Origin of the sequence: Bradyrhizobium manausense (assembly GCF_001440035.1) — a bacterium.
GTDB classification, from domain to species: domain Bacteria; phylum Pseudomonadota; class Alphaproteobacteria; order Rhizobiales; family Xanthobacteraceae; genus Bradyrhizobium; species Bradyrhizobium manausense.
The window spans coordinates 119834-140684 of sequence record NZ_LJYG01000111.1; the positions used below are offsets into that span (position 1 = coordinate 119834).

Sequence of the window (20851 nt, forward strand, 5' to 3'; positions counted from 1 at the left end):
CGGCGGCTGGGCGTTTCGGGGCTTGCAGAATTTGCCGGTGCGGTGGCTGCAGTAGTCGGGCAGGGCCATCCAGCCGAACCTCTCCACGATGCCATCCTACTCCTGTTTTGCCCGACGGGTCAAAGAGTTTTTCGGATAATTCGCAGTTGATCGTTTTTCACGCGCTCCGCCTACTGTGCATGGGGTTGTTTTCGCGTTCTCTGTTCCGGCTCGCGAGGTTCGAGGCCGAACGCGCGCCGCCATCACATCCGCGTGCAGAAAATTTCCATCTTCATTCGCTCCGCCGTTCGAAAGATTAATCACGCGCTTCGCCTCGCGCGCAGTGCTCGCATCGCTATTTTTCCCGATGTCTCGACGCTCCTCCCGCTCCGCACCATCATCCTTGGAACGGCAGCTTCGCGCCGACCGGTCTTCCCCTTTCAAGAGGTCCCAACATGAGACGCATCGTCCAGCGCGTGATCGCCGCCATCGCCCTGTCGGTCGGCCTTGTCGCCGCTGCGGTCGGCACGACCTACGGTTAGGAGCCCTCCATGAGCAAGAGCAACATCCTCTGGTTTCTGCCGACCCACGGCGACGGCCGCTATCTCGGCACCGGCATCGGCGGCCGCGAGGTCAATTTCAACTATCTGCGCCAGGTCGCGCAGGCCGCCGACCAGCTCGGCTATTACGGCGTGCTGCTGCCGACCGGCCGGTCCTGCGAGGATTCCTGGATCGTCGCATCCAGCGTTGCCCCCTTCACCGAGCGGCTGCGCTATCTCGTCGCCGTCCGTCCGGGCCTGCAATCGCCGACGGTCGCCGCGCGCATGACCGCGACGCTCGACCGTGTCACGGGCGGCCGTTTGCTGATCAACGTCGTCACCGGCGGCGATCCGGTCGAGAACAAGGGCGACGGCATCTTCCTCGGCCATGACGAGCGCTACGAGGTCACCCGCGAGTTCCTAAACGTCTATAGCGACCTGCTTGCCGGCAAGACCGTCAATGTCGAGGGCAAGCATATCCGCATCGAGGACGGCAAGCTGCTGTTCCATCCGGTGCAGTCGCCGCGGCCTCAGCTCTATTTCGGCGGCTCGTCGGATGCCGGCATCGATGTCGCCGTCGACACGGTCGACAAATATCTCACCTGGGGCGAGCCGCCGGCCCAGGTTGCCGAGAAGATCGCGAAGGTGAGGGATGTCGCCGGCGCGCGCGGCCGCAAGCTGTCCTTCGGCATCCGCCTTCATGTGATCGTGCGCGAGACCAACGAACAAGCCTGGCGTGCGGCAAACGAGCTGATCAAGCATGTCAGCGACGAGACCATCGCGACCGCGCAGAAGAACTTTGCCCGGATGGATTCGGTCGGCCAGCAGCGCATGGCGCAGCTGCATGGCGGCAAGCGGGACAAGCTCGAGATCGCGCCGAATCTCTGGGCCGGTGTCGGCCTGGTGCGCGGCGGCGCCGGCACGGCGCTGGTCGGCGATGCCGAGACGGTCGCCGCCCGCATCAAGGAGTATCAGGACATCGGCATCGATACCTTCATCATGTCGGGCTATCCGCATCTGGAGGAAGCCTATCGCTTTGCCGAGCTGGTATTCCCGCTGCTCTCGCTGGAGCAGCCGGGCAACGTCACGAAGCTTCACTTCAACGGCGGTCCGTTCGGCGAGACCGTCGGCAGCGATTACCGTCCGCAGCACCGGGTGTCGCAATCATGAGCGTGATCGACAGCGTTTCACTTCCGCGCAATTTCCGCCTGCCGCGGGTCGATGGCCTGGTCCAATGGATCGTGCCGCTCGCCATCGTCGCGCTTTGGCAGATTGCTTGTGTCACCGGTTTGGTGCCGACCCGCGTGCTGCCGGCGCCCAGCGATGTCGCGCTGGCCGGCTGGAAGCTGCTGCTGTCCGGCGAGCTCATCCGCAACATCTGGGTGTCGTTCTGGCGCGCCTCGATCGGCTTTCTGATCGGCGGCAGCATCGGCTTCGCCTTCGGGCTCGGCAACGGGCTGTCGCAGCTCTCGGCAAAGCTCACCGACACCACGCTGCAGATGGTGCGAAACGTGCCGCATCTGGCGCTGATCCCGCTGGTCATCCTGTGGTTCGGCATCGACGAGAGCGCCAAGCTGTTCCTGGTCGCGCTCGGCGTGTTCTTCCCGATCTATCTCAACACGCTGCACGGCATCCGCACCGTCGATCCGCAGCTGATCGAGATGGGCCGCATCTATGGCATGACCGATAGCGAGCTGTTCCGCCGCGTGATCTTCCCGGGCGCGCTGCCTTCGATCTTCGTCGGCATCCGCTTCGCGCTCGGCATCATGTGGCTGACCCTGATCGTCGCCGAAACCATCGCAGCGTCCTCAGGGCTAGGCTACATGGCGATGCAGGCGCGCGAGTTCATGCTGATCGACGTCGTCGTGCTCTCGATCCTGATCTATGCCCTGCTCGGCAAGCTCGCCGACAGCGCCTCCCGCGTGCTGGAGCGGGCGACGCTCTCCTGGCACCCCGCCTTCCAGAAAAATTGAGCAGAAATACCGGGAATCACATGCAGACAGCGCTTCGTACGATCCTTCCCGAAACCGAGTTCGGCAGCCGCGCCAATTTCGCGCCTCACGCCCGCGTCGCGCGCGAGGAGCGGCCGACACAGATCAGCGGCCTGCCGCTCGGCATCCGCGGCTTGCGCAAATCCTACGGCGACAACGAGGTGCTGCGCGGGATCGATCTGCACATCCCGTCCGGACAGTTCGTGGCGATCGTGGGTAAGAGCGGCTGCGGCAAGAGCACGTTGCTGCGCCTCATCGCGGGCTTGGAAAAGAGCGATGCCGGCAGCGTCAGCTTTGGCGACGAGATTCAGGCCGAAGACATCCGCGTGATGTTCCAGGAGCCGCGGCTGTTGCCCTGGGCGCGCGTGCTGTCCAATGTCGAGGTTGGCCTCGGCCGCGATCGTTCGTCGACCGATGCGCATGTGCGCGCGGAGAAGGCGCTTGCCGAGGTCGGCCTCGCCGACAAGCGCGACCAGTGGCCGTCGGTGCTGTCGGGCGGCCAGAAGCAGCGCGTGGCGCTCGCCCGGGCGCTGGTCTCCCGTCCGCGCGTGCTCGCCTTCGACGAGCCGCTCGGCGCGCTCGATGCGCTGACCCGCATCTCGATGCAGCGCCTCCTGGAGCGCGTCTGGCGCGACCAGGGCTTTACTGCAATCCTGGTGACCCACGACGTCGCCGAGGCGGTGGCGCTCGCCGACCGGGTGTTGGTGATCGAGGAGGGCCGGATCGCCCATGACGTCGTGGTTAACGCAGGCCGGCCCCGCGAGCGCGGCTCGGCCGAGCTTGCCGGCCTCGAAGGCTCGATCCTGAACCACCTGTTGTCGGGGGACGATCGTACCTAAATAGAGGGAACCCCGCTTCGGGGATCATGCCATGAATGTAGTGCCCCGCGATCTCATGACCGAAATTCCCGTCTCGTCCGCCGATTTCCGCGGCGCCATGCGCCACCTCACCGGCGGCGTCAGCGTCATCACCGCCGGGCGGGGCAAGGACATCACCGGCATGACAGTGACCTCGGTGACCTCGCTCTCGGTCGACCCGCCGACGCTGCTGGTCAGCATCAATCGCGATGCCTCGTCCTTTCCGCTGATCCGCCGCTACGGCGCCTTCGGCGTGAACATCCTCGCGGCCGACCAGCTCGAAATCGCCGAGCGCTTTGCCGGCAAGGGCGGATTGAAGGGGGCCGATCGCTTCACCGGCGCCCGATGGGTCACGGCCGTATCAGGCGTGCCGCTGCTGGTCGGCGCATTGTCGGCAGTCGATTGCGAGGTCGAGGACATCATCGAACGCCATTCGCACGGCATCGTCATCGGCCGGGTCAGGGATGTCAGGAATTCGGCGCGCAACGCCGCGCTCGCCTATTGGCACGGCCAGTATGTGGCGGTGGATCAGGACGAGGATGCGGCGAGACTGGCCGAGGTCAGCGTTCCCGCGCGCCTCCGCCGCGTTTGATCGCCGTACGCGGGCTGGCCTTTTCCGCCTCATCGCTCTAGAAGCGCCCTGAGCCTTCCCATCCGGGATGGCCGCGGAGCGGAGCTATGAAGCGCGTCGGGACCTGGGCCTTCTACGCCATCGGCGCGTTGGCGATCGCCTATCTCGCGCTGTATGCCTATGCGATGTTTCGCGGCCAGCCGTTCGTGCCTGGCGATCCCATCCACATTTTTCGCAAGCCCGACGCGCCGAGTTATTCGTAAGGCTCGCGAGATCTCGTAGGGTGGGCAAAGGCGCCCTTGCGCCGTGCCCACCGTCTTTCCATGAGTGGAAAGAATTCGTGGGCACGCTTCGCTTTGCCCACCCTACGGCACCTGAATCATCCCTTCAAAATCGCCAGCGCCAGCGTCTGCGCGCGCGGCACGATGCTGTCGAGCTCGAGATATTCCTCCGGCGAATGGGCGAGGCCACCGACAGGTCCGACGCCGCAAATCGTCGGCGTCCCCACTGCGGCGGTGAAGCCGGAATCGGCGCAGCCGCCGGAGAACTCGCCCTGCAATGTGGTGAGGCCGGCTTGCCTCGCCGCGGCCTGATAGCTTTCGAACAGCGCCTTCGAGCTTTCGCTCTGCACGACAGGCACGAACTCCCCCTTGATCGTCAGCGTCGCGGTGGTGCCCGGCACGTAAGGCGTCGCGATGATCTGTTCGATCTGGGCCATGACGGTGGCGCGATCCCCGGGATCGACATAGCGCATGTCGATCTGGCCCTCGGCATAAGGCGCCGTCGTATTGACCGACTGGCCGCCCGAGATGAGACCGACATTGAGCGTGATGCCCCTGGTGAGATCGGTCAGCGCGTGGATTTGCGTGATCTTGTGCGCGAGCTCGCCGATCGCGCTGACGCCGGCGGCGAAATTGGCGCCGGAATGCGCTGCCTTGCCTGATATGGCCATATGCATGAAGATGCCGCCCTTGCGGCTGGTGACGACGTTGCCGGTGGGGCGGCCCGGCTCGGAGTTGAACACGGCGCGCGCAGAGCGTCCCTCGCGCTCGATGACGGGACGCGAGGAGGGCGAGNCGATCTCCTCGTCGGAGGTGATCAGCAGCTTGATCGGATGCGGGTTGCCGCCGAATTTGTGGAAGGCGGTGGCGACGAAGATGTTCATGACGACGCCGGCCTTCATGTCGGCAACGCCGGGCCCATAGGCGCGGTTGTCGCGAATCGTGAACGGGCGCTTCCCGGCCTCGCCCCTGCCGAACACGGTGTCGCGATGCCCCATCAACAGCACCGGCTTTTCGTTGCTGCCGGGTTTTGCGACCTCGGCGTGGATGGCATCGCCAAAGGTGCCATGGCTCTCGCGCCGGAACGGAATGCCGTGCTCGGCAAAATGCCGCTCGAACCGCGCACCGACCGCATCGACGCCTTCCTTGTCATAGGATCCGGAATCGATGTTCACGACGTCGCGCAACAGGTCGATCATCGCCTGCCGCTGCGACGCCAGCCAATCGGTGATTTGAGCTTCAGACATGTGGTTCCTCGCGTGGTTCTCGGGCGAGGTTATAGGGCTTGGCGAGCGGATGGCCTAGTCAGGTAACGCGGTCCCGTTATGCGAGGAATGCTGTCAACACCGTCATTGCGAGCGCCGCGAAGCAATCCAGTCTGTCACCGCAGAGGGATTTTGGATGGCTTCGCTGCTCTCGCAATGACGAGGCTGGCATCGTGGCCCCAAAAACAAAATGCCCGGGACTAAGCACGGGCATTCGCATCCTCTCGATCTGGGCGAAGCCCTACGCCCCGATCATCGGCATCCGCGGATATTCACCGGGCGTGCCGGCCGGCGTGATCGGGATGCCGCCGTCGGCATATTCGTTCAGCTTGTTGCGCAGCGTGCGGATCGAGATGCCCAGGATGTTGGCGGCATGGGTACGGTTGCCGAGGCAGTGCTTGAGCGTCTCCAGGATCAGATCGCGCTCGACGTCGGCAACGGTGCGGCCCACCAGCGCGCGCGTTACCTGCTCGGCGGCCATGGTGGCATGCACCACGGCGGGCGGGGTCTTGGCGAGGTCGAGGCGGTCGCCGTCCGGGGTGAGGATCGCATCGGGGCCGATCTCGTCGCCTTGTGCCATCAGCACCGCGCGGTGCATGGTGTTTTCCAGCTCGCGAACGTTGCCCTGCCAGCGGTTGGTGGAGAGCACGCGCCTGGCCTCGGCCGAAATGGGGCGCATCGGCACGCCGTTGGCTTCGGCGTATTTCTTCACGAAATGCTGGGCAAGCTCCATGATGTCGGCCGGACGCTCGCGCAGCGGCGGGATCTTCAGATTCACGACGTTGAGGCGGAACAGCAAGTCCTCGCGGAACGTGCCTTCGCGCACGGCATCCGCCAGATTGCGGTTCGAGGTCGCGATGATGCGGATATCGACGGGGACCGGCTTGGTGCCGCCGACGCGATCGATCACGCGCTCCTGGATGGCGCGGAGCAGCTTCGATTGCAGGCGGACGTCCATCTCCGAAATTTCGTCCAGCAGCAGCGTGCCGCCGGTGGCCTCCTCGAACTTGCCGATGCGGCGGGCGATCGCGCCGGTAAAGGCGCCCTTCTCGTGGCCGAACAGTTCGGATTCCAAGAGATGCTCGGGGATCGCGGCGCAGTTGATCGAGATGAACGGACGCTTGGCGCGGGCCGAGCGGGTGTGGACGTAACGGGCCAGCACTTCCTTGCCCGTTCCGGATTCGCCGGTGATCATCACCGATGCATCGGAGCCTGCGATCTGCTGAGCGAGCTTGATGACCCGTGCCATGGCGTCGTCGCGATAGACCAGCTCGCGGGAATCGTTGGCGACGGCGGCCAGCACCGCGGCGATCAGCTCCGGATCCGGCGGCAGCGGGATGTATTCCTTGGCGCCGGCGTGGATCGCGGCAACCGCGGCGCGGGCGTCGTTGGTGATGCCGCAGGCGACGATCGGAGCGTGGATGTGCTCGGTCTCGAGCCGCATCACGAGGTCGCGGATGTCTAGGGCAACGTCGACCAGCAGGAGGTCCGCGCCCTTGCCGCCGCGCAGCACGCGCATCGCCTGCTCGTGATCCTCGGCATGGGTCACGGTGGCGCCGTTGTCCATCGCGATCTTGGTGGCGGTGGTGAGCTGGCCCTTCAATGTGCCAACGATGAGAAGCCGCATGTCAGTCTCCTGTCCGTCTGGTCGCGCGGTCGCGCGTCATTCCCTTTGTTCGCTTTACGCGCGTTCGGTCTTGATGATTTCCGTCATGGTCACGCCGAGCTTGTCCTCGACGAGGACGACTTCGCCGCGGGCGACCAGCTTGTTGTTGACGTAGATGTCGATGGCCTCGCCGACCCGGCGGTCGAGCTCGAGCACCGTGCCGGGTCCAAGCTTCAAGAGCTCGCCGACATCCATCTTGGAGCGGCCGAGCACTGCCGAGACCTGCACCGGCACGTCGAAGACGGCTTCGAGGTCGGCGGCGACGCGCGCCGCATATTCATCCTCGCTGTAGCCGACATCGGTGCCGGCAGGCGGCAGCGGGCCGTTGAGATCGGGCAGCGGGACCTGTCCGTCGGTGTCGCTCATGGCTTAGTTCCCCTTGCGGGACGCGATATAGCGTCCAACCATGTCGTCGATCTTGGCCGCGATGGCGCTGCGCTCCAGCACAACGCCGCCGTCGGCCCACTCGATCCGGCAGTCGCCGGTGGCAATATCGGGCTCGGCCAAGATCACCAGCCGGCCTTCGAAGCCGCTCTGCTTGGCCAGCCGCTCCATCTTCTCGCGCGCGCTGTCGTAGAGCGCGTCGTTGATGCGGACGACCAGATGCGGCGTCGCGACCAGGTGCGAGAAGCAGTCCTTGACCAGCGCCATGATCTCGCCGAGCGGCTCGGCGGCGACCAGGTCCGCGCACAGTTTGCGCGCCACCGCGACCGCGACGTCGACCGCCTCGGTCTCCATCTTGCTCTCGATATTGCCGATCCCTGCGGCAATGCCGCGGATCGCGATGTTGATCTCTTCCATGGCGAGGGCGACGCGGCGGTCGCTCTCCGCCTTGGCCTCGCGCTGGCCCGCCGCAAAACCGTCCTGATAGGCGCGTGCTTCGGCTTCCGCGACCTTCTGCGCGATCTCGGCTGCGGTCGCGGCCTTCTCGCGCGTCCGATCGGGCGCGGCGAAGTCGGTATCGAACAGGAATTTTGCCGGAGCGGCCATCAATACACCAGCTCGTCGTCAGCGCGGTTCTTGGTCAGCATGATCTCGCCCTTGGCGGCGAGGTCCTTGGCGAGATTGACCAGCAGCGCCTGGGCCTCGTCGACGTCGCGCAGGCGAACCGGCCCCATCGCCGCCATGTCGTCCTGCAGCATCTTGGCCGCGCGGGAGGACATGTTGCCGAAGAAGAAGTTGCGGACATCCTCGTTGGCGCTCTTCAGCGCCACGCCGAGCTTGTCCTTGTCGACGTTGCGCATCAGGGTCTGGGCCGAACCGGAATCCAGCTTCACCAGGTCGTCGAAGGTGAACATCAGCGCCTTGATGCGCTCGGCGGATTCGCGATTGTCCTCTTCCAGCGAGGTGATGAAGCGGGTTTCGGTCTGGCGGTCGAAATTGTTGAAGATTTCCGCCATCACCTCGTGCGCGTCGCGGCGGCGGGTCTGCGACAGATTGGACATGAACTCGGTACGCAGCGTCTTCTCCACGCTCTCGATCACCTCCTTCTGCACCGCTTCCATCTTCAGCATGCGGTTGACGACGTCGAGCGCGAGCTCCTCGGGCAGGATGCCGAGCACCCGTGCGGCGTGCTCCGGCTTTAGCTTCGACAGCACCACCGCAATGGTCTGCGGATATTCGTTCTTGAGGTAATTGGCCAAAACCTCTTCCTGCACGTTGGAGAGCTTCTCCCACATGTTGCGGCCGGCGGGGCCACGGATTTCGTCCATGATGCCGTTGACGCGCTCCGGTGGCAGGTATTGCTGCAGCAGCCGTTCGGTGGCGTCGAAATTGCCCATCAGCGCGCCCGAGGCCGACATGCGCGAGACGAATTCGAGCAGCATGTCCTCGACCGTGCCGACCTCGACGGTGCCGAGCGTCGACATTTCCAGCGACAGCTGGCGCACCTCGTCGTCGTCGAGCAGCGACCAGATCTTGCCGCCATATTGCTCGCCGAGCGCCAGCATCAGGATTGCGGCGCGCCGCGGTCCGGTCAATTGTTCCGAGCTCTTGCCGTCCCTGGCCCGGTCGCCGGCACGCTGGCCGAGCGTCGAGATGACGCTGGTGATGTCGTTGGAATTGGCGTTTTGCAGGGAAGCGGCCATGTCAGTTCACTTCTCGATCATTTCGCGGGTTCGGCCAGCCATTGACGGATGATGGCGACGGTTTCGTTGGGGTTGCGTTCGGCAAGCTCGCCGACGCGGTGAACGGACTGGGCGTGGACCTGCCCCTGGACGGTGGCGACGTCGATCGCGCTGGCGGTACCGTTCGGCAGCAGCGTCTGGCCGCCGGCCGGCGCGGCCTCGTCGGATGCCGCGGGGCCCGACAGGACGCCGCTGATGGCGGCGGCGACCTCGTCGGAGGCGAGGATGCGCTTCACCAGCGGACGGATCACCATGAACATCACGACCAGGCCGAGCAGCATCATCACGCCGAGCTCGACGAAATACATGATGTCGTCCTTGGTGAACTGCAGCATGCCGAGGAAGCCGGACGGTTCGGCGATCGGGGTGGTGGAAGGGGCGTCGGCAAAGCGCAGATTGACGACCTCGACCTGGTCGCCGCGCTTCTGGTCGAAGCCGATCGCCGAGCGCACCAGGGTGGCGATGCGGTCGAGCTGCTCCTTGGTGCGATCCTGATAGGCGAGCTCGCCCTTGTCGTTCTTGGTGTAGATGCCGTCGACCAGCACCGCGACCGAGATGCGGTTGACCCGGCCGGCCTCGGTCACCTCGGTCTTGGTGGTGCGGGAGATCTCGTAATTGTTGGTCTCTTCGGTCTTCTTGCTCTGGTCCTTTGCCGCTGGGCCGCTGTTCTGCTGCTGGCCGGGGAGCTCGTTGTTGACCGTGACCTGGCCGTTGTTGTCGGCGGTCATGCTCTGCTCTTCGCGGGTCTGGGTCGAGCGCAGCACGCGGCCTTCGGGATCGAACTTGTCCGAGGTCTGGGTGATCTTGTTGAAGTCGAAATCGGCGGAGAGCTGGACGCGGGCGCGCCCCGACCCGACCACGGAGGAGACGATGTCCTCGACCTGCTTGCGCATCCGCTTCTCGAAGGCGGTGCGGCGCTCGTCGCCGAGCGCCTGCTCGGGATCGGCCTGGGCACCGTCGGCGAGCAGCTGGCCGGCCTCGTCCACGATCGAGACCCGCTGCGGTTTCAAGCCGTTGACGGCGGAGGCGACGAGGTGGCGGATGGCGCGGATCTGCTGGGCTTCGAGCGAGCCGCGGACCCGCACCACGATCGAGGCCGACGGCTCCGGCGCTTCGCGCGCGAACAGCGGGCGCTCGGGCAGCACCAGATGGACGCGGGCGGCCTGGATCCGGTCGATGGCGCGGATGGTGCGGGCAAGCTCGCCCTCCAGCGCGCGCAGATGATTGATGTTCTGGACGAAAGAGGTGGTGCCGAGCGCATCCGACTTGTCGAACACCTCGTAGCCGACGCCGCCGCCCTTGGGCAGGCCGCCCTCGGCGAGCTTCATGCGCAGGCGGGTGACCTTGTCCTTGGGCACCATGATGATGCTGCCCTCATTGCGCAGCTCGAACTGGATGCCCTGGCGTTCCAGATCCTTGATAATGCTGGAGGAATCCTCGACGCTAAGGTCGGTGAACAGCGTCGTCATCTGCGGCGTGGTGACGCGCATGATAACGAACGCAAAGAAGCCGATGAGCGCGGCGGTGACCGCGATCATCGCCCCGAACCGGGCGGCGCCGATACCCTTTAAGAAGTCCGCAAGACCTTGCAAGCAACCGCCCCGGCAGATTCGGCCGCTTTCACTGGAAAGGCCGACTGGGCAATTATTGCCTAGGTGATGGTTTCCATATGGTTAACGACGGTTAACAGCCCGGACAAAAGTCGGCCCAAAAGCAAACATGAAAAAAATCGGCCTCGCGGAGCGAGGCCGATTTTCGTCAAAAGCAGCAGATTTCCGGATCGCTTACTGGCGATATTGCTGGATGCGGGTGGTGCGAAGACCCGCCAGACCGTGCTGGTCGATGGAAAACTGCCAGGAGAGGAATTCGTCGACCGTCAGGGTATAACGGCTGCAGGCCTCCTCGAGCGAGAGAAGTCCGCCACGAACCGCGGCAACGACTTCGGCCTTGCGTCGGATGACCCAGCGTTTGGTGCCGGGTGCGGGCAGATCTGCAATCGTCAGCGGACTGCCGTCCGGCCCGATGACGTATTTTACCCTCGGGCGATGGGGTTCTGTCATGGCGTACTCACAAACTCTCAACCACTGAACTCACGCCGTAACCCTACGCGTGTCGGCTTAAAAATCCGCTAAGCCTAAGGCTTCAATACAATTCTCGTTGAATCCGGCTGGAACGAAACCGTCCCGGCGGGCTGAGAACACGCTTTCAGCCGGCCGAGCGGGGTCTTCGTAAATACTTTACTAACTTTTGCCGTCGTCCCGGCGGAGGCCGGGACTCATGCCGCGTGATCTAGCGATGACACGCAGATCGCAATACCAAGGCAAATTCTTTAACTACCGGTCTTCCCCAAACTTCGCCCTGTGGTTATGGATCCCGGCTTTCGCCGGGATGACACCATATGCTTCAGCTGCCGCTGCTGCTCGCCACCACGCTCTTCACCTGGCTCAGCGTGTAGCTGTTGCCGTCGATGGAGAGCAGCGGCGGCGACTGGGTCAGGTCGACGGAATCCACCGTGCCCTGCACCTGGGCTGCGACGCCGACGCTGTTGCCCGAGGCGTCCTTGCCTGTCGCCGTGATCGTATACTTGCCGTCGGGCCATTGCGTGCCGTCATTGCCCTGGCCATTCCAGGTGAACGGAATGTCGCTGCCGGCGCCGGCGGTATATTTGCCGGTGAACACGGTCTGGCCGCTGGAATTGGCGATGGAAATATCGACCGTGGCGCTGGTGGGCACGTTGAGGTGCCAGGTCGCCGACGAGCTCTTCATGGTCGCGGTGGTGCCGTCGACCACCGCGGTCTTGCCGACGAAATCCAGCGCCTGCGTCGCCTGCGTGGTCTGCTGCAGGGTGACGAGCTGGGACAGCGAATCGTTGGTCTTGAGCTGCTGCTCGACGCCGGCGAACTGCACCAACTGCTGGGTGAACTGGTTGGTGTCGAGCGGATCGAGCGGGTTCTGGTTCTTGAGCTGCGTGGTCAGCAGCGTCAGGAAGGTCTGGAAATTGCCGGCGAGGGTCGAGCCCGTGGTCGAGCTCAGCGAGCTGGACGAAGCGGATTTAGGAACGTCGGTGGTGCCGGAGACGACTGATGGCGCGGTGGCGGCATTCGTGGTGGTCATGGCCTGATACTCCTCACACTCTGATATCGACGCCACTGCTCGATCCGAGCATGCGGCCATAGCTGCTTCTGACCGGCAGGCTTGCAGCCTGATCATCCTCGCTGATGATCAGCCGGCGCGAATTGTTGCCGTTGTCGTTGTTCTGGCCGGCGTTCTGGCCCGATGAGTTCTGGTCGCGCAGGCTGAAGGAGAGGCCGTTGCTGCCGGTCTTGAGGCCGGCATCGTCGAGGGCGCGCTGCAATTGCGGCGCGTCCTGCCGCAGCATCTGCAGCGTCTCCGGCTTCTCGACGGTGAGATGCGAGGTGACTTGGCCGTTGCGGTCGACATTGATGCGGACATCGATACGGCCGAGATCGACCGGATCGAGGCTGATGTCGAAGCGGGTCTTGCCGGCGCGCGCGGCAGCGGCGATCTCGACCGGGATGCCGCTGATCGGCATCGCATTCGGATTGGCTGCGGTCGCGGTGAGCGTCGCGGTGGAGGCGGTGGCCGTCGATGTCGTCGTGGTCTGCGGCGCCTGCACGGCGTTCGCGGCCTGGGTGCTGACGTCGGTGGTGGCGGCGGCGACGGCTGGCGTGTCGGCATGCGCGTGTGCGACGGGCGCGGCCGGCGTGACGTCTGTGGTGCGATTGGCTGCGTCGACCTTCGCATCGGTCGTGGCCGCGTCAGTCTGCGGCTTTGGGCCTTGCTGATGCGCGGCGGCGGCGGCCGTCGGCGTTGCGGGGTTTTGGGCTGGTGTCGCCGTCTGCGCGGTCTTGGCCGGGTCCTGGCCAATATTGGAGACGTCGGTCTGGCCTTGCGTTGTGACAACGGCCTTGAACGAAGACTTCGGCGTGCCCTGGTCGACCGCGGTGACCTGCGCGGCCTTTGCCGTGACATCGGTTGCAGTGGTGTCCGAGTTCGCGACAGCCACCTCGGTCAGCGCGGCCTTCGCGTCGGTGCTCTTGCCATCCCCGGTCTTGGCGGCCTTGCCGGCCGCATGGGTTTTGGTGCCTGATATCTGCGCCGTGATCGAGGCGCTGGCGGCGATGCCGGCCGCTGCAATCGTCAACGGCGACGAAGCCGCGCTGGTGACCTGGTTTGCCGCGGCATTCGGATCGACCGGCACCACGGGTGCTGCAACGGGAACGGCGGTTGGATCGGGCGTCGCAGCCGGCGTCGCGGTCTGCGCGGCGACCGAGGCATCCACCGCGGCGGCGAGGCCGTCGGTGCTGTCGGTCTTGACGTCCTTGCTGGCGTCCTTGGCGTCGCCCGCCTTGGTGGTGGACGCGTCGGCCTTGTCCTTGGATTTGCCGCCGGCCTTGGCTGGCGCGGCCGGCGTGTCGCTGGCGGGCGTCGTTGTCTGGGAATTCGTGCCGTCGCTCGCCTTGCTCTGCGAGGACTGGTCCGTCGAGGCGCTGTTGCTGCTCCGGTCCGACGACCCGGACGACGATGAGTTGGATGAGGCGTCACTGCGCCGCGGTGCGTTGTCCTGGTTCGAGGACGGGGCGCTGTTGCTGATGGCGTTGTTGATCGCCTGGGTATTGCTGTCGACGAGGTCGCCAAAGGAGGAACTCGGCGTCTGGTCCTTGGTCTGCGGCCGGGCAGGCTTCGCTTGCGCGCTCGAGACCTGCGCACTCGCCGCTACGTCTGATGTGTGACCAACCACAGGCGACCCCTTGAAAACGTCTTCGGACGAGGAGGTCAGCAAGGAGCGGGCCAATCCCACGTTTCGATATTTTATACAGTAAAATCAATTATTTGACGGGTTGGAGCAATCGCTCTGGGCCCGCCCACGGCCCCGTCATTTCTGCCGCCCCGGCAAGAATTGCCTGAAAGCTTGCGGCCGCCATGATTGCTTCACCCGAATGCCGCCTATATTAAAGGGTGCTCTCAGCCGCTTTCGACCGGGCCAGCCAGTGCCCCCGAGGGAACCAGAGGTTCCCGGGGACCGTTGACGCCCCGGCCCAAGTGACCCGGAAGCACAACAGGAATCGCGGGAAACGCCGCCGTCACGTCAGCTTAAGCCCATGCTCAACAGTCTGGATCTCGAAGGCCGTCCTGAGGATACCAGGGTCGTCGTTGCCATGTCGGGCGGCGTCGACTCCTCGACCACGGCTGCGCTGCTCAAGGCGGAGGGCTATGACGTCGTCGGCATCACGCTGCAGCTCTACGACCATGGCGCGGCCACCCATCGCAAGGGCGCCTGCTGCGCCGGCCAGGACATCCACGACGCCCGCGACGTCGCGGCCAAGCTCGGCATTCCCCATTACGTGCTCGATTACGAGGACCGCTTTCGCGAGTCCGTCATCGACGTCTTTGCCGATAGCTACGCGCTCGGCGAGACGCCGGTGCCGTGCATCGAGTGCAACCGATCAGTCAAATTCCGCGACCTCCTGAAGACCGCGCGCGAGCTCGGGGCGCAGGCGCTCGCCACCGGCCATTACGTCGCCTCGCGCCGCCGCGTTGACGGCTCGCGCGCGCTGGTTTGCGCGGCAGATGCCGATCGCGACCAGAGCTACTTCCTGTTTGCGACCACGCAAGAGCAGCTCGACTTCCTGCGCTTTCCGCTCGGCGACATGACCAAGCCCGAGACGCGCGAGCTCGCGCGCCGCTTCGGTCTTTCGGTTGCCGACAAGCACGACAGCCAGGACATCTGCTTCGTGCCGACGGGCCGCTACACCGACATCATCACCCGCCTGCGTCCGAACGCGATGGACCCGGGCGACATCGTCGATCTCGATGGACGCGTGCTCGGCCAGCATCACGGCATCGCCAATTTCACCATCGGCCAGCGCCGCGGCCTCGGCATCGCCGCTGCCGCGCCGTTTTACGTGGTGAGGCTGGACGCCGCCAACCGCCGCGTCGTCGTCGGCCCGCGCGAGGCGCTGAAGATGCACCGCATCACCTTGCGTGACGTCAACTGGATCGGCGGCGGCGAAATCGACAGCGCCATCGGGGGCGGGCTCGAGCTGTTCGTCCGCGTGCGCTCGACCCGCAGCCCGCAGCCGGCCTGGCTGCGCGGCGCTGATGGTACTTACGAGGTCGAACTCGTCGCCGGCGAAGAGGGCGTCTCGCCGGGACAAGCCTGCGTGTTCTACGACGCAGCCAGCGGGCAGGCGCGCGTGCTCGGCGGCGGCTTCATCCAGAGCGCAGCCGCGAAGGTCGCGAGCAACACGGCGAGGCCGCTGGTGGAAGCGGTTCGCGGCTAAATCTTCAGGGCAGGGGGCATGGCAGCAGACATCTCGCGGGCCGGGGTCGAGAAGGCCTATGGCCGCTGGGCGCCGGTCTATGATCTCGTGTTCGGCAAGGTGTTCGATGCCGGCAGGCAGTCGACCATCGCCGAGGCCGACCGCATCGGCGGTCGCATCCTCGACGTCGGCGTCGGCACCGGCCTCTCGCTGTCGGATTATTCGCGCACCACAAAAATCTGCGGCGTCGACATTTCCGAGCCGATGCTGCGCAAGGCGCAGCAGCGCGTGCGGAGCCTGCGTCTCTCCAATGTCGAAGTGCTCTCGGTGATGGACGCGAAGAATCTCGCCTTCCCCGACAATTCGTTCGACGCGGTGGTCGCGCAATATGTCATCACCGCGGTGCCCGATCCCGAAGGCACGCTCGACGAGTTCGTGCGCGTGCTGAGGCCCGGCGGCGAGCTGATCCTGGTCAACCACATCGGCGCGGAAAAGGGTCTGCGCAAGCTCTCCGAGCTCGCCTTCGCGCCGCTCGCGCGCCGCCTCGGCTGGCGCCCGGAATTCCCATGGGCCCGCCTCGTCAATTGGGCCGCCAGGCACGGCGGCGTCACGCTGGCGGAACGCCGCCCGATGCCGCCGATGGGGCACTTTTCGTTGATCCGCTACCGCAAATCGTAATGTCCGGCGGTGGGAACAGCGCGCGCGCCTAGCGCGTTTCCTTCCCATGCGCACGACATCAAACATTATCTTTGCGGGTCTCGTGATCGCAGCCTTTGGGCCGGCGATCGCACAGGCCCCGCCCGCCCCNCGACGCCGCCGCAAGCGACCGCGCCGCCATCCCCGCAACACGCCGCCGCCGACTGCGCCCCGCAGGAGCGCCCCAACCGCGCCACCGCGCCCGACAGCACCACCACCGGTCAATCGAGGGAACCGCTCGGCGATAAATTGGCCAAATCCGACGGCGTGCTCTGCCCGCCCGCCGGCGTCGACCCCGAAATGCACGCCCCGGCGCCGTCAACCGACGGCAAAATGCCCGTCATCCCGCCCCCCGGCAGCCCCGGCGGCGACCCCAATGTGAAGCCGAAATAAGAGAGTTTCCGCGCGCTCCGCGTCACTTCACCTCTCCCCGCCTGCGGGGAGAGGCCGGAATCCGCGCGGGAAGCGCGGATTCCGGGTGAGGGGGACTCTCTGCGAGCCTGGTGTCCGAAATCACCCGTCCGCCGCCTAAAATCGTGGATTCCGGTGCGAAATCAGCCCCAAACGGCCTTGTCGCGCCGAAGCTTTTAGCGAAGGCGGATTGACTTCCCACCGCCCCCTTCCTTATATGCCGCGCGTTCGCGAGATCGGCCGTTTCGGCCGCCGCGATCGGCTCGTGGCGGGGTAGCTCAGCTGGTTAGAGCACGGGAATCATAATCCTGGGGTCGGGGGTTCGAGTCCCTCCCCCGCTACCACGTATGACCCACTATTATGGTGGGCCTCCGGAAAGAGCCCTCCGCCGACCAGTGCGGCCAGCTTTCCCTTGACCTCGACCTCGAAGCCTTCCCAAGGGCCCTTGGGGTGGATAATGACGCTGTGCACAAGCGACCTGAAGTCAGCGACCAACGTGCCGCGGTCGTCCTCCGCGCTTGCGTGGCTTGCGATCGTGTCGGCAAGCGCATTGACGGTCTCGATGTAGCGGTCCAGCGTTGCCGGATGCAGAGAGATGGGGGTAGGGGCCTCCTCGAGGGCAGCCAGTTCCGCCTCGACGCGCAACCGCTCATCCTTCAGCTCCGCAATCCGTTGCTTGGCATCCTCCTCAGAAATCACATACCTGATCACGAGATCAATGTTGCGCTGACGCTCGCCTTCGATCCGGTCACGTTTAGCCTCTAGCCGAAGGCGCTCCGCGGAAGCGTTCCCCGCAAGCCGCTCTCGCTCACTGTTGTAGTTGCGGACGTAGGTCTCGATCAGCCGTGGGTCCTTCAACTCCTCGACCATGCCGCTGAGCACAAGTCTTTCGATGTCACGCAGATAGATGATCCTGCGATTCGAACAACTGCCATTCTCGCGCACAGCCGAGCAGCGAATCCTGGTCTTTCCGGTCTTGTCGCGATCGTGAACTGACATGCCAGATCCGCAACAACCGCACCGCAGCAGACCCGATAGGAGATGCGGCGCCCGTCGCTTCATGTGGCTGGCCAAATGCCCCTTCTCAGTCTTCAGGGCCTGCGCCTGCTCCCAAACCGACTGTTCGACGATCCGCAGTTGAGGCACATCAATGCTCTGCCACTCCTCGCGAGGGTTGGGGCGAGACAATCGTTTGCCTGTATCGGGATCCTTCACCATCCGGACCTTGTTCCAGACAATACGGCCAGCATAGAGTTCATTGAAGATGAGCCCCGTCCCGCGCTTGGCGTTGCCGTTGATCGTCGACGCATTCCATCGCCGACCTCGCGGTGGATGGATGTTTTCCCGATTGAGATCCTGCGCGATCTCTCGGGGCCCTCGTCCGGCTGCGTATGATGCAAAAATCCGTCGGACGATCGTAGCTTCGTCTTCGACGATTTCGAGCTCACCGGGTTTGCCGGCTATTGCTCGATATCCGTACGCACGCCCTCCCGCGTGTCGACCATCGCGCACTACGCCGGCCATACCGCGGCGGACTTTCTTCGCCCCGTCCTCGCGCTGCATCTGTCCGACGAGGCCGCGGATTCCAATCAAAATTGAGTCCGCAGTGCCATCATGGACCGCCTGAATCTCGATCCCCTGGAAAGACAGTCTTTTGTGGATGCCGGCCAGATCCTCCATGTCACGTGAGAGCCGGTCCAATGCCTCTACGATCACCACCGTGAAACGATGCTGACGTGCAGCGTCCATAAGCTGCATCAAACCATCGCGGCCGAATACCGATGCCCCAGAACGCGCCTTGTCTTCAAAGGTAGCAACGACATCGAGTTGGTGACGAGCCGCATAGGCGCGGCACAGCGCAATCTGGTCTTCAGTCGATTTTTCGTTTTGAAGCTCGGTGGAGAACCGAGCATAGATCGCCGCGGGTTTCATCTCGAATACCAGTCCTGATGGGCTTGTCGCCAGCGGCATCAAGATAGTTCTTCATGAGGCGCTCGCTATCGAGAAGATGATCGCGCCTAGCATCGGCGATTGCAAGTGCTTCAACAAATCGGACCAAAGCAGGATCTAATTCGCCTGAGGTTGCGCGCCCTGGTACGCGATCGACTACTCCCATCAATCTCGCGCGCTTCATCCCAGTAGGATGCAACGATAACTTGAGAAAAGGCAGGCCTTTTTGCTCGGTCGTTGAATCGAATGTTATGGCGTAGAAAAAGGACGGCCACTTCGAAACTCGAGATATAAGTCTCGACCAGCTATCGGTATAGCAAGTACTCCACGAGTAGCGTGGTTAGTACCGGGATCGCTCCCAGCACCAGAATTGATCCACGACTTTGACGCTGCAGCACGAAGAGTACCATGATCACAGCGCAAAGAGCCAGCAGCGCGACACCATGTAAGGTCAATCGATCCAGCCACAATGGCGTAGCGTGACAAGTTCCACCCGCTTTGCTGGAGATCCCATAAAACGCCCTCATTGGTCATGAGCAAAGCGAGAGCGCCCAGAACAGTGAACGGCGGAACTGCCGCGAGCAGGCTTAGATTAGGCGCTGTTGCCGCTTAGTAGCTAAGAGCACCGTTGCGGCAGTAGCGGTGGTGTAGACGGCCAACGATCACGGCTGAGGCCAAAGCCTGGCTGGTGTCGTTGGCATGCGACAAGGCCAAGGTGCACGGCTATCCGCATGAGTTGTGGACGACGCGGTTGCTGGCGCGCCATGCACGCGAGCACAGGCCGGCGGCAGGGCATGCGTGTTTGGCCAATTTGGTCCAGGGAACGGTGTGCAAGATCCTCGGCCAAGAGGAAATCAAGTCGCACAAGGTGCGCTATTATCTCGAAAATCGCGACGCCGAGTTCGAACAGAAGATGGCGGAGATCCTGTGCGTCTATCGTGAAGTCGAAGTCCTGAAGAAGGCCTCTGCCAAGGGAAGGCGGGGGGGAAAGCCGCGCGCTGGACGGCCCTCTGCTGGCCGAGGCGCTGGGCGATGTGACGTCCAATATGTCTGGCGGTTCCTGCGCGGCCACAAGATTGACCTGGCGGCTCGTAAGTCCTGGTGCGAGAGCAACGACCCGGACTTTACGGCCAAAGCCGGCAATGTTGTCGGCCTCTACGTCGCAGGATCGAAAACCATACCTCGACCTGATTGAGCCAGGACGCGCTTGTCGGCGTGAAATACATTGCACGTTGGGATGGGCCTCGAGCCAGTCCTCATTCCAGACGTCGCCCGTATGCGGACCCGATGGAAAGCGCATCAAGGCAGGATTGACGTCACGCGGCTGGCTTTCATCGACGAGACGTGGATCAAGACCAATATGGCGCCGCTACGCGGCTGGGGGCCTTGTGGGCAGCGCCTCCAAGCATCTGCACCTTTCGGCCATTGGAAGACCATGACCTTCATCGCGGCGCTGCGTCATGATCGGATCAGTGCGCCTTGGGTGATTGATGGTCCCCTCAATGGTGAACTCTTCACGCTGTACGTCGAGAAGGTGTTGGCACCCACCCTCGCACCGGGCGAGATCGTCGTTCTCGACAATCATGGCAGCCACAAGGGCAAAGCGGCTCGCCAAGCTATCCGCGCCAGAGGAGCCTACCCTATCTTCTTGCCGCCCTACAGCCCTGACCTCAACCCGATCGAGCAGGTCTTCGCCAAACTCAAACACCTCATGCGATCCGCAGAACCTTGTGACGTGGAGGGGCAACCTGGCGGAAGGTTGGTGAACTCCTCGATCTCTTCTCCCAGGAGGAGTGCACCAACTACTTCAAAACTCAGGCTATGTTTCCGTGTAAATACATCATGCTCTAGATGGTCAACCAGGCCGTCGCAAACCGCATCGTAGTCGCAAAGAATTTGGAAACCGACGCAGCATGCGGGCTGTGATCCCACCCGGACCAATACGATTTTAAGCTAAACCAGGGCTCACGATCGATCGTCGTCCCGCCTAGACAGCTGCTATCAATAGAAAGGCAAAGCGACGAACCCGCGCCGTACTGCACGGTGGAAGAGAGTCACCGTACCCACCCGCAAAGACGCTTCCGTCGCCGCGGCAAGGAGCCGCCCCGAACCGCAGAACGGATCAAGCACGCTCGCGTCGGGTGGAACAAACTTGTTCGTCGTCCGTTAAGAAACCGATTTGAGCGGTGAGCAGTCGCTGGCGGGCGCGATGAGGGTGGTGAGGATCAGGCACCA

17 protein-coding genes, 1 tRNA gene and 5 pseudogenes are annotated in these 20851 nt (G+C 64.0%); 12 read left to right on the forward strand and 11 right to left on the reverse strand.

Annotated elements, in window-relative coordinates; genetic code table 11:
- Positions 1–530: 530 nt before the first annotated feature.
- From ssuD to AOQ71_RS46485, 5 genes are all read left to right on the forward strand, one after another.
- A complete protein-coding gene (gene ssuD, locus AOQ71_RS36095; RefSeq protein WP_057757451.1) occupies positions 531–1688 on the forward strand; it encodes an FMNH2-dependent alkanesulfonate monooxygenase in 1158 nt (385 codons plus the stop codon).
- Positions 1685–2491, forward strand: a complete 807-nt coding sequence (locus AOQ71_RS36100) for an ABC transporter permease subunit (protein ID WP_057757453.1) — start codon at positions 1685–1687, stop codon at positions 2489–2491. The genes ssuD and AOQ71_RS36100 overlap by 4 nt, the downstream gene beginning before the upstream one ends.
- Before the next feature lie 20 nt (positions 2492–2511).
- A complete protein-coding gene (locus AOQ71_RS36105; protein ID WP_057757455.1) occupies positions 2512–3348 on the forward strand; it encodes an ATP-binding cassette domain-containing protein in 837 nt (278 codons plus the stop codon).
- A 31-nt stretch (positions 3349–3379) separates the two neighbouring features.
- Complete coding sequence (locus tag AOQ71_RS36110) at positions 3380–3958, forward strand: flavin reductase family protein (protein ID WP_057757457.1); 579 nt, start codon at positions 3380–3382, stop codon at positions 3956–3958.
- Positions 3959–4044: 86 nt separating this feature from the next.
- Positions 4045–4200, forward strand: a complete 156-nt coding sequence (locus tag AOQ71_RS46485) for a hypothetical protein (protein ID WP_167354015.1) — start codon at positions 4045–4047, stop codon at positions 4198–4200.
- Positions 4201–4316: 116 nt separating this feature from the next.
- On the opposite strand, the gene AOQ71_RS49160 is transcribed toward AOQ71_RS46485, so the two are convergent.
- The 10 genes and pseudogenes from AOQ71_RS49160 to AOQ71_RS36155 form a co-directional block, all read right to left on the reverse strand.
- A partial coding sequence (locus tag AOQ71_RS49160) for a M20/M25/M40 family metallo-hydrolase (protein ID WP_245317339.1) occupies positions 4317–5013 on the reverse strand: 697 nt, incomplete at its 5' end.
- Between the two features lies 1 nt (position 5014).
- Positions 5015–5465 (reverse strand): annotated as a pseudogene (locus AOQ71_RS49165) (M20/M25/M40 family metallo-hydrolase); the annotation flags it as partial.
- 259 nt (positions 5466–5724) lie between these two features.
- The gene (flbD, locus tag AOQ71_RS36120; RefSeq protein WP_057757461.1) at positions 5725–7110 is read right to left on the reverse strand and encodes a sigma-54-dependent transcriptional regulator FlbD; all 1386 of its coding nucleotides are present in this window, start codon (positions 7108–7110) and stop codon (positions 5725–5727) included.
- 54 nt (positions 7111–7164) lie between these two features.
- The gene (gene fliN / locus AOQ71_RS36125; RefSeq protein ID WP_057757463.1) at positions 7165–7515 is read right to left on the reverse strand and encodes a flagellar motor switch protein FliN; all 351 of its coding nucleotides are present in this window, start codon (positions 7513–7515) and stop codon (positions 7165–7167) included.
- A gap of 3 nt (positions 7516–7518) precedes the next feature.
- The gene (locus AOQ71_RS36130; protein ID WP_057757466.1) at positions 7519–8139 is read right to left on the reverse strand and encodes a FliH/SctL family protein; all 621 of its coding nucleotides are present in this window, start codon (positions 8137–8139) and stop codon (positions 7519–7521) included.
- Complete coding sequence (gene fliG / locus AOQ71_RS36135; protein WP_057757468.1) at positions 8139–9236, reverse strand: flagellar motor switch protein FliG; 1098 nt, start codon at positions 9234–9236, stop codon at positions 8139–8141. Before fliG ends, AOQ71_RS36130 begins: the two co-directional genes overlap by 1 nt.
- Before the next feature lie 17 nt (positions 9237–9253).
- A complete protein-coding gene (fliF, locus tag AOQ71_RS36140) occupies positions 9254–10867 on the reverse strand; it encodes a flagellar basal-body MS-ring/collar protein FliF (RefSeq protein ID WP_057757470.1) in 1614 nt (537 codons plus the stop codon).
- A 192-nt stretch (positions 10868–11059) separates the two neighbouring features.
- Positions 11060–11335: a CtrA inhibitor SciP gene (sciP, locus tag AOQ71_RS36145; protein ID WP_002714638.1), complete on the reverse strand. Its 276-nt coding sequence runs from the start codon at positions 11333–11335 to the stop codon at positions 11060–11062.
- Positions 11336–11678: 343 nt separating this feature from the next.
- The gene (locus AOQ71_RS36150) at positions 11679–12389 is read right to left on the reverse strand and encodes a flagellar hook assembly protein FlgD (RefSeq protein WP_057757472.1); all 711 of its coding nucleotides are present in this window, start codon (positions 12387–12389) and stop codon (positions 11679–11681) included.
- 13 nt (positions 12390–12402) lie between these two features.
- Entirely contained in the window at positions 12403–14037 is a 1635-nt protein-coding gene (locus AOQ71_RS36155) for a flagellar hook-length control protein FliK (protein WP_057757596.1), read from the reverse strand.
- Between the two features lie 361 nt (positions 14038–14398).
- Between AOQ71_RS36155 and mnmA the strand changes: the two genes are divergently transcribed.
- From mnmA to AOQ71_RS49175, 5 genes and pseudogenes are all read left to right on the forward strand, one after another.
- The gene (gene mnmA, locus AOQ71_RS36160) at positions 14399–15580 is read left to right on the forward strand and encodes a tRNA 2-thiouridine(34) synthase MnmA (protein ID WP_057757474.1); all 1182 of its coding nucleotides are present in this window, start codon (positions 14399–14401) and stop codon (positions 15578–15580) included.
- An 18-nt stretch (positions 15581–15598) separates the two neighbouring features.
- Entirely contained in the window at positions 15599–16237 is a 639-nt protein-coding gene (locus AOQ71_RS36165; protein WP_057757476.1) for a class I SAM-dependent methyltransferase, read from the forward strand.
- A 130-nt stretch (positions 16238–16367) separates the two neighbouring features.
- Positions 16368–16648, forward strand: a pseudogene (locus AOQ71_RS49170) (hypothetical protein); the annotation flags it as partial.
- A 285-nt stretch (positions 16649–16933) separates the two neighbouring features.
- Positions 16934–17010: transfer RNA gene (locus tag AOQ71_RS36175), tRNA-Met, on the forward strand.
- Positions 17011–17026: 16 nt separating this feature from the next.
- Positions 17027–17431: a hypothetical protein gene (locus tag AOQ71_RS49175; RefSeq protein ID WP_057757478.1), complete on the forward strand. Its 405-nt coding sequence runs from the start codon at positions 17027–17029 to the stop codon at positions 17429–17431.
- A 120-nt stretch (positions 17432–17551) separates the two neighbouring features.
- Here AOQ71_RS49175 and AOQ71_RS49180 read toward each other — a convergent pair.
- Positions 17552–18637: pseudogene (locus tag AOQ71_RS49180) on the reverse strand (recombinase family protein); the annotation flags it as partial.
- A gap of 983 nt (positions 18638–19620) precedes the next feature.
- Here AOQ71_RS49180 and AOQ71_RS45690 point away from each other — a divergent pair.
- Together AOQ71_RS45690 and AOQ71_RS44315 are read left to right on the forward strand one after the other, a co-directional pair.
- A pseudogene (locus AOQ71_RS45690) lies at positions 19621–19781 on the forward strand (IS630 family transposase); the annotation flags it as partial.
- Between the two features lie 96 nt (positions 19782–19877).
- A pseudogene (locus AOQ71_RS44315) lies at positions 19878–20451 on the forward strand (IS630 family transposase); the annotation flags it as partial.
- Positions 20452–20851 lie beyond the last annotated feature (400 nt).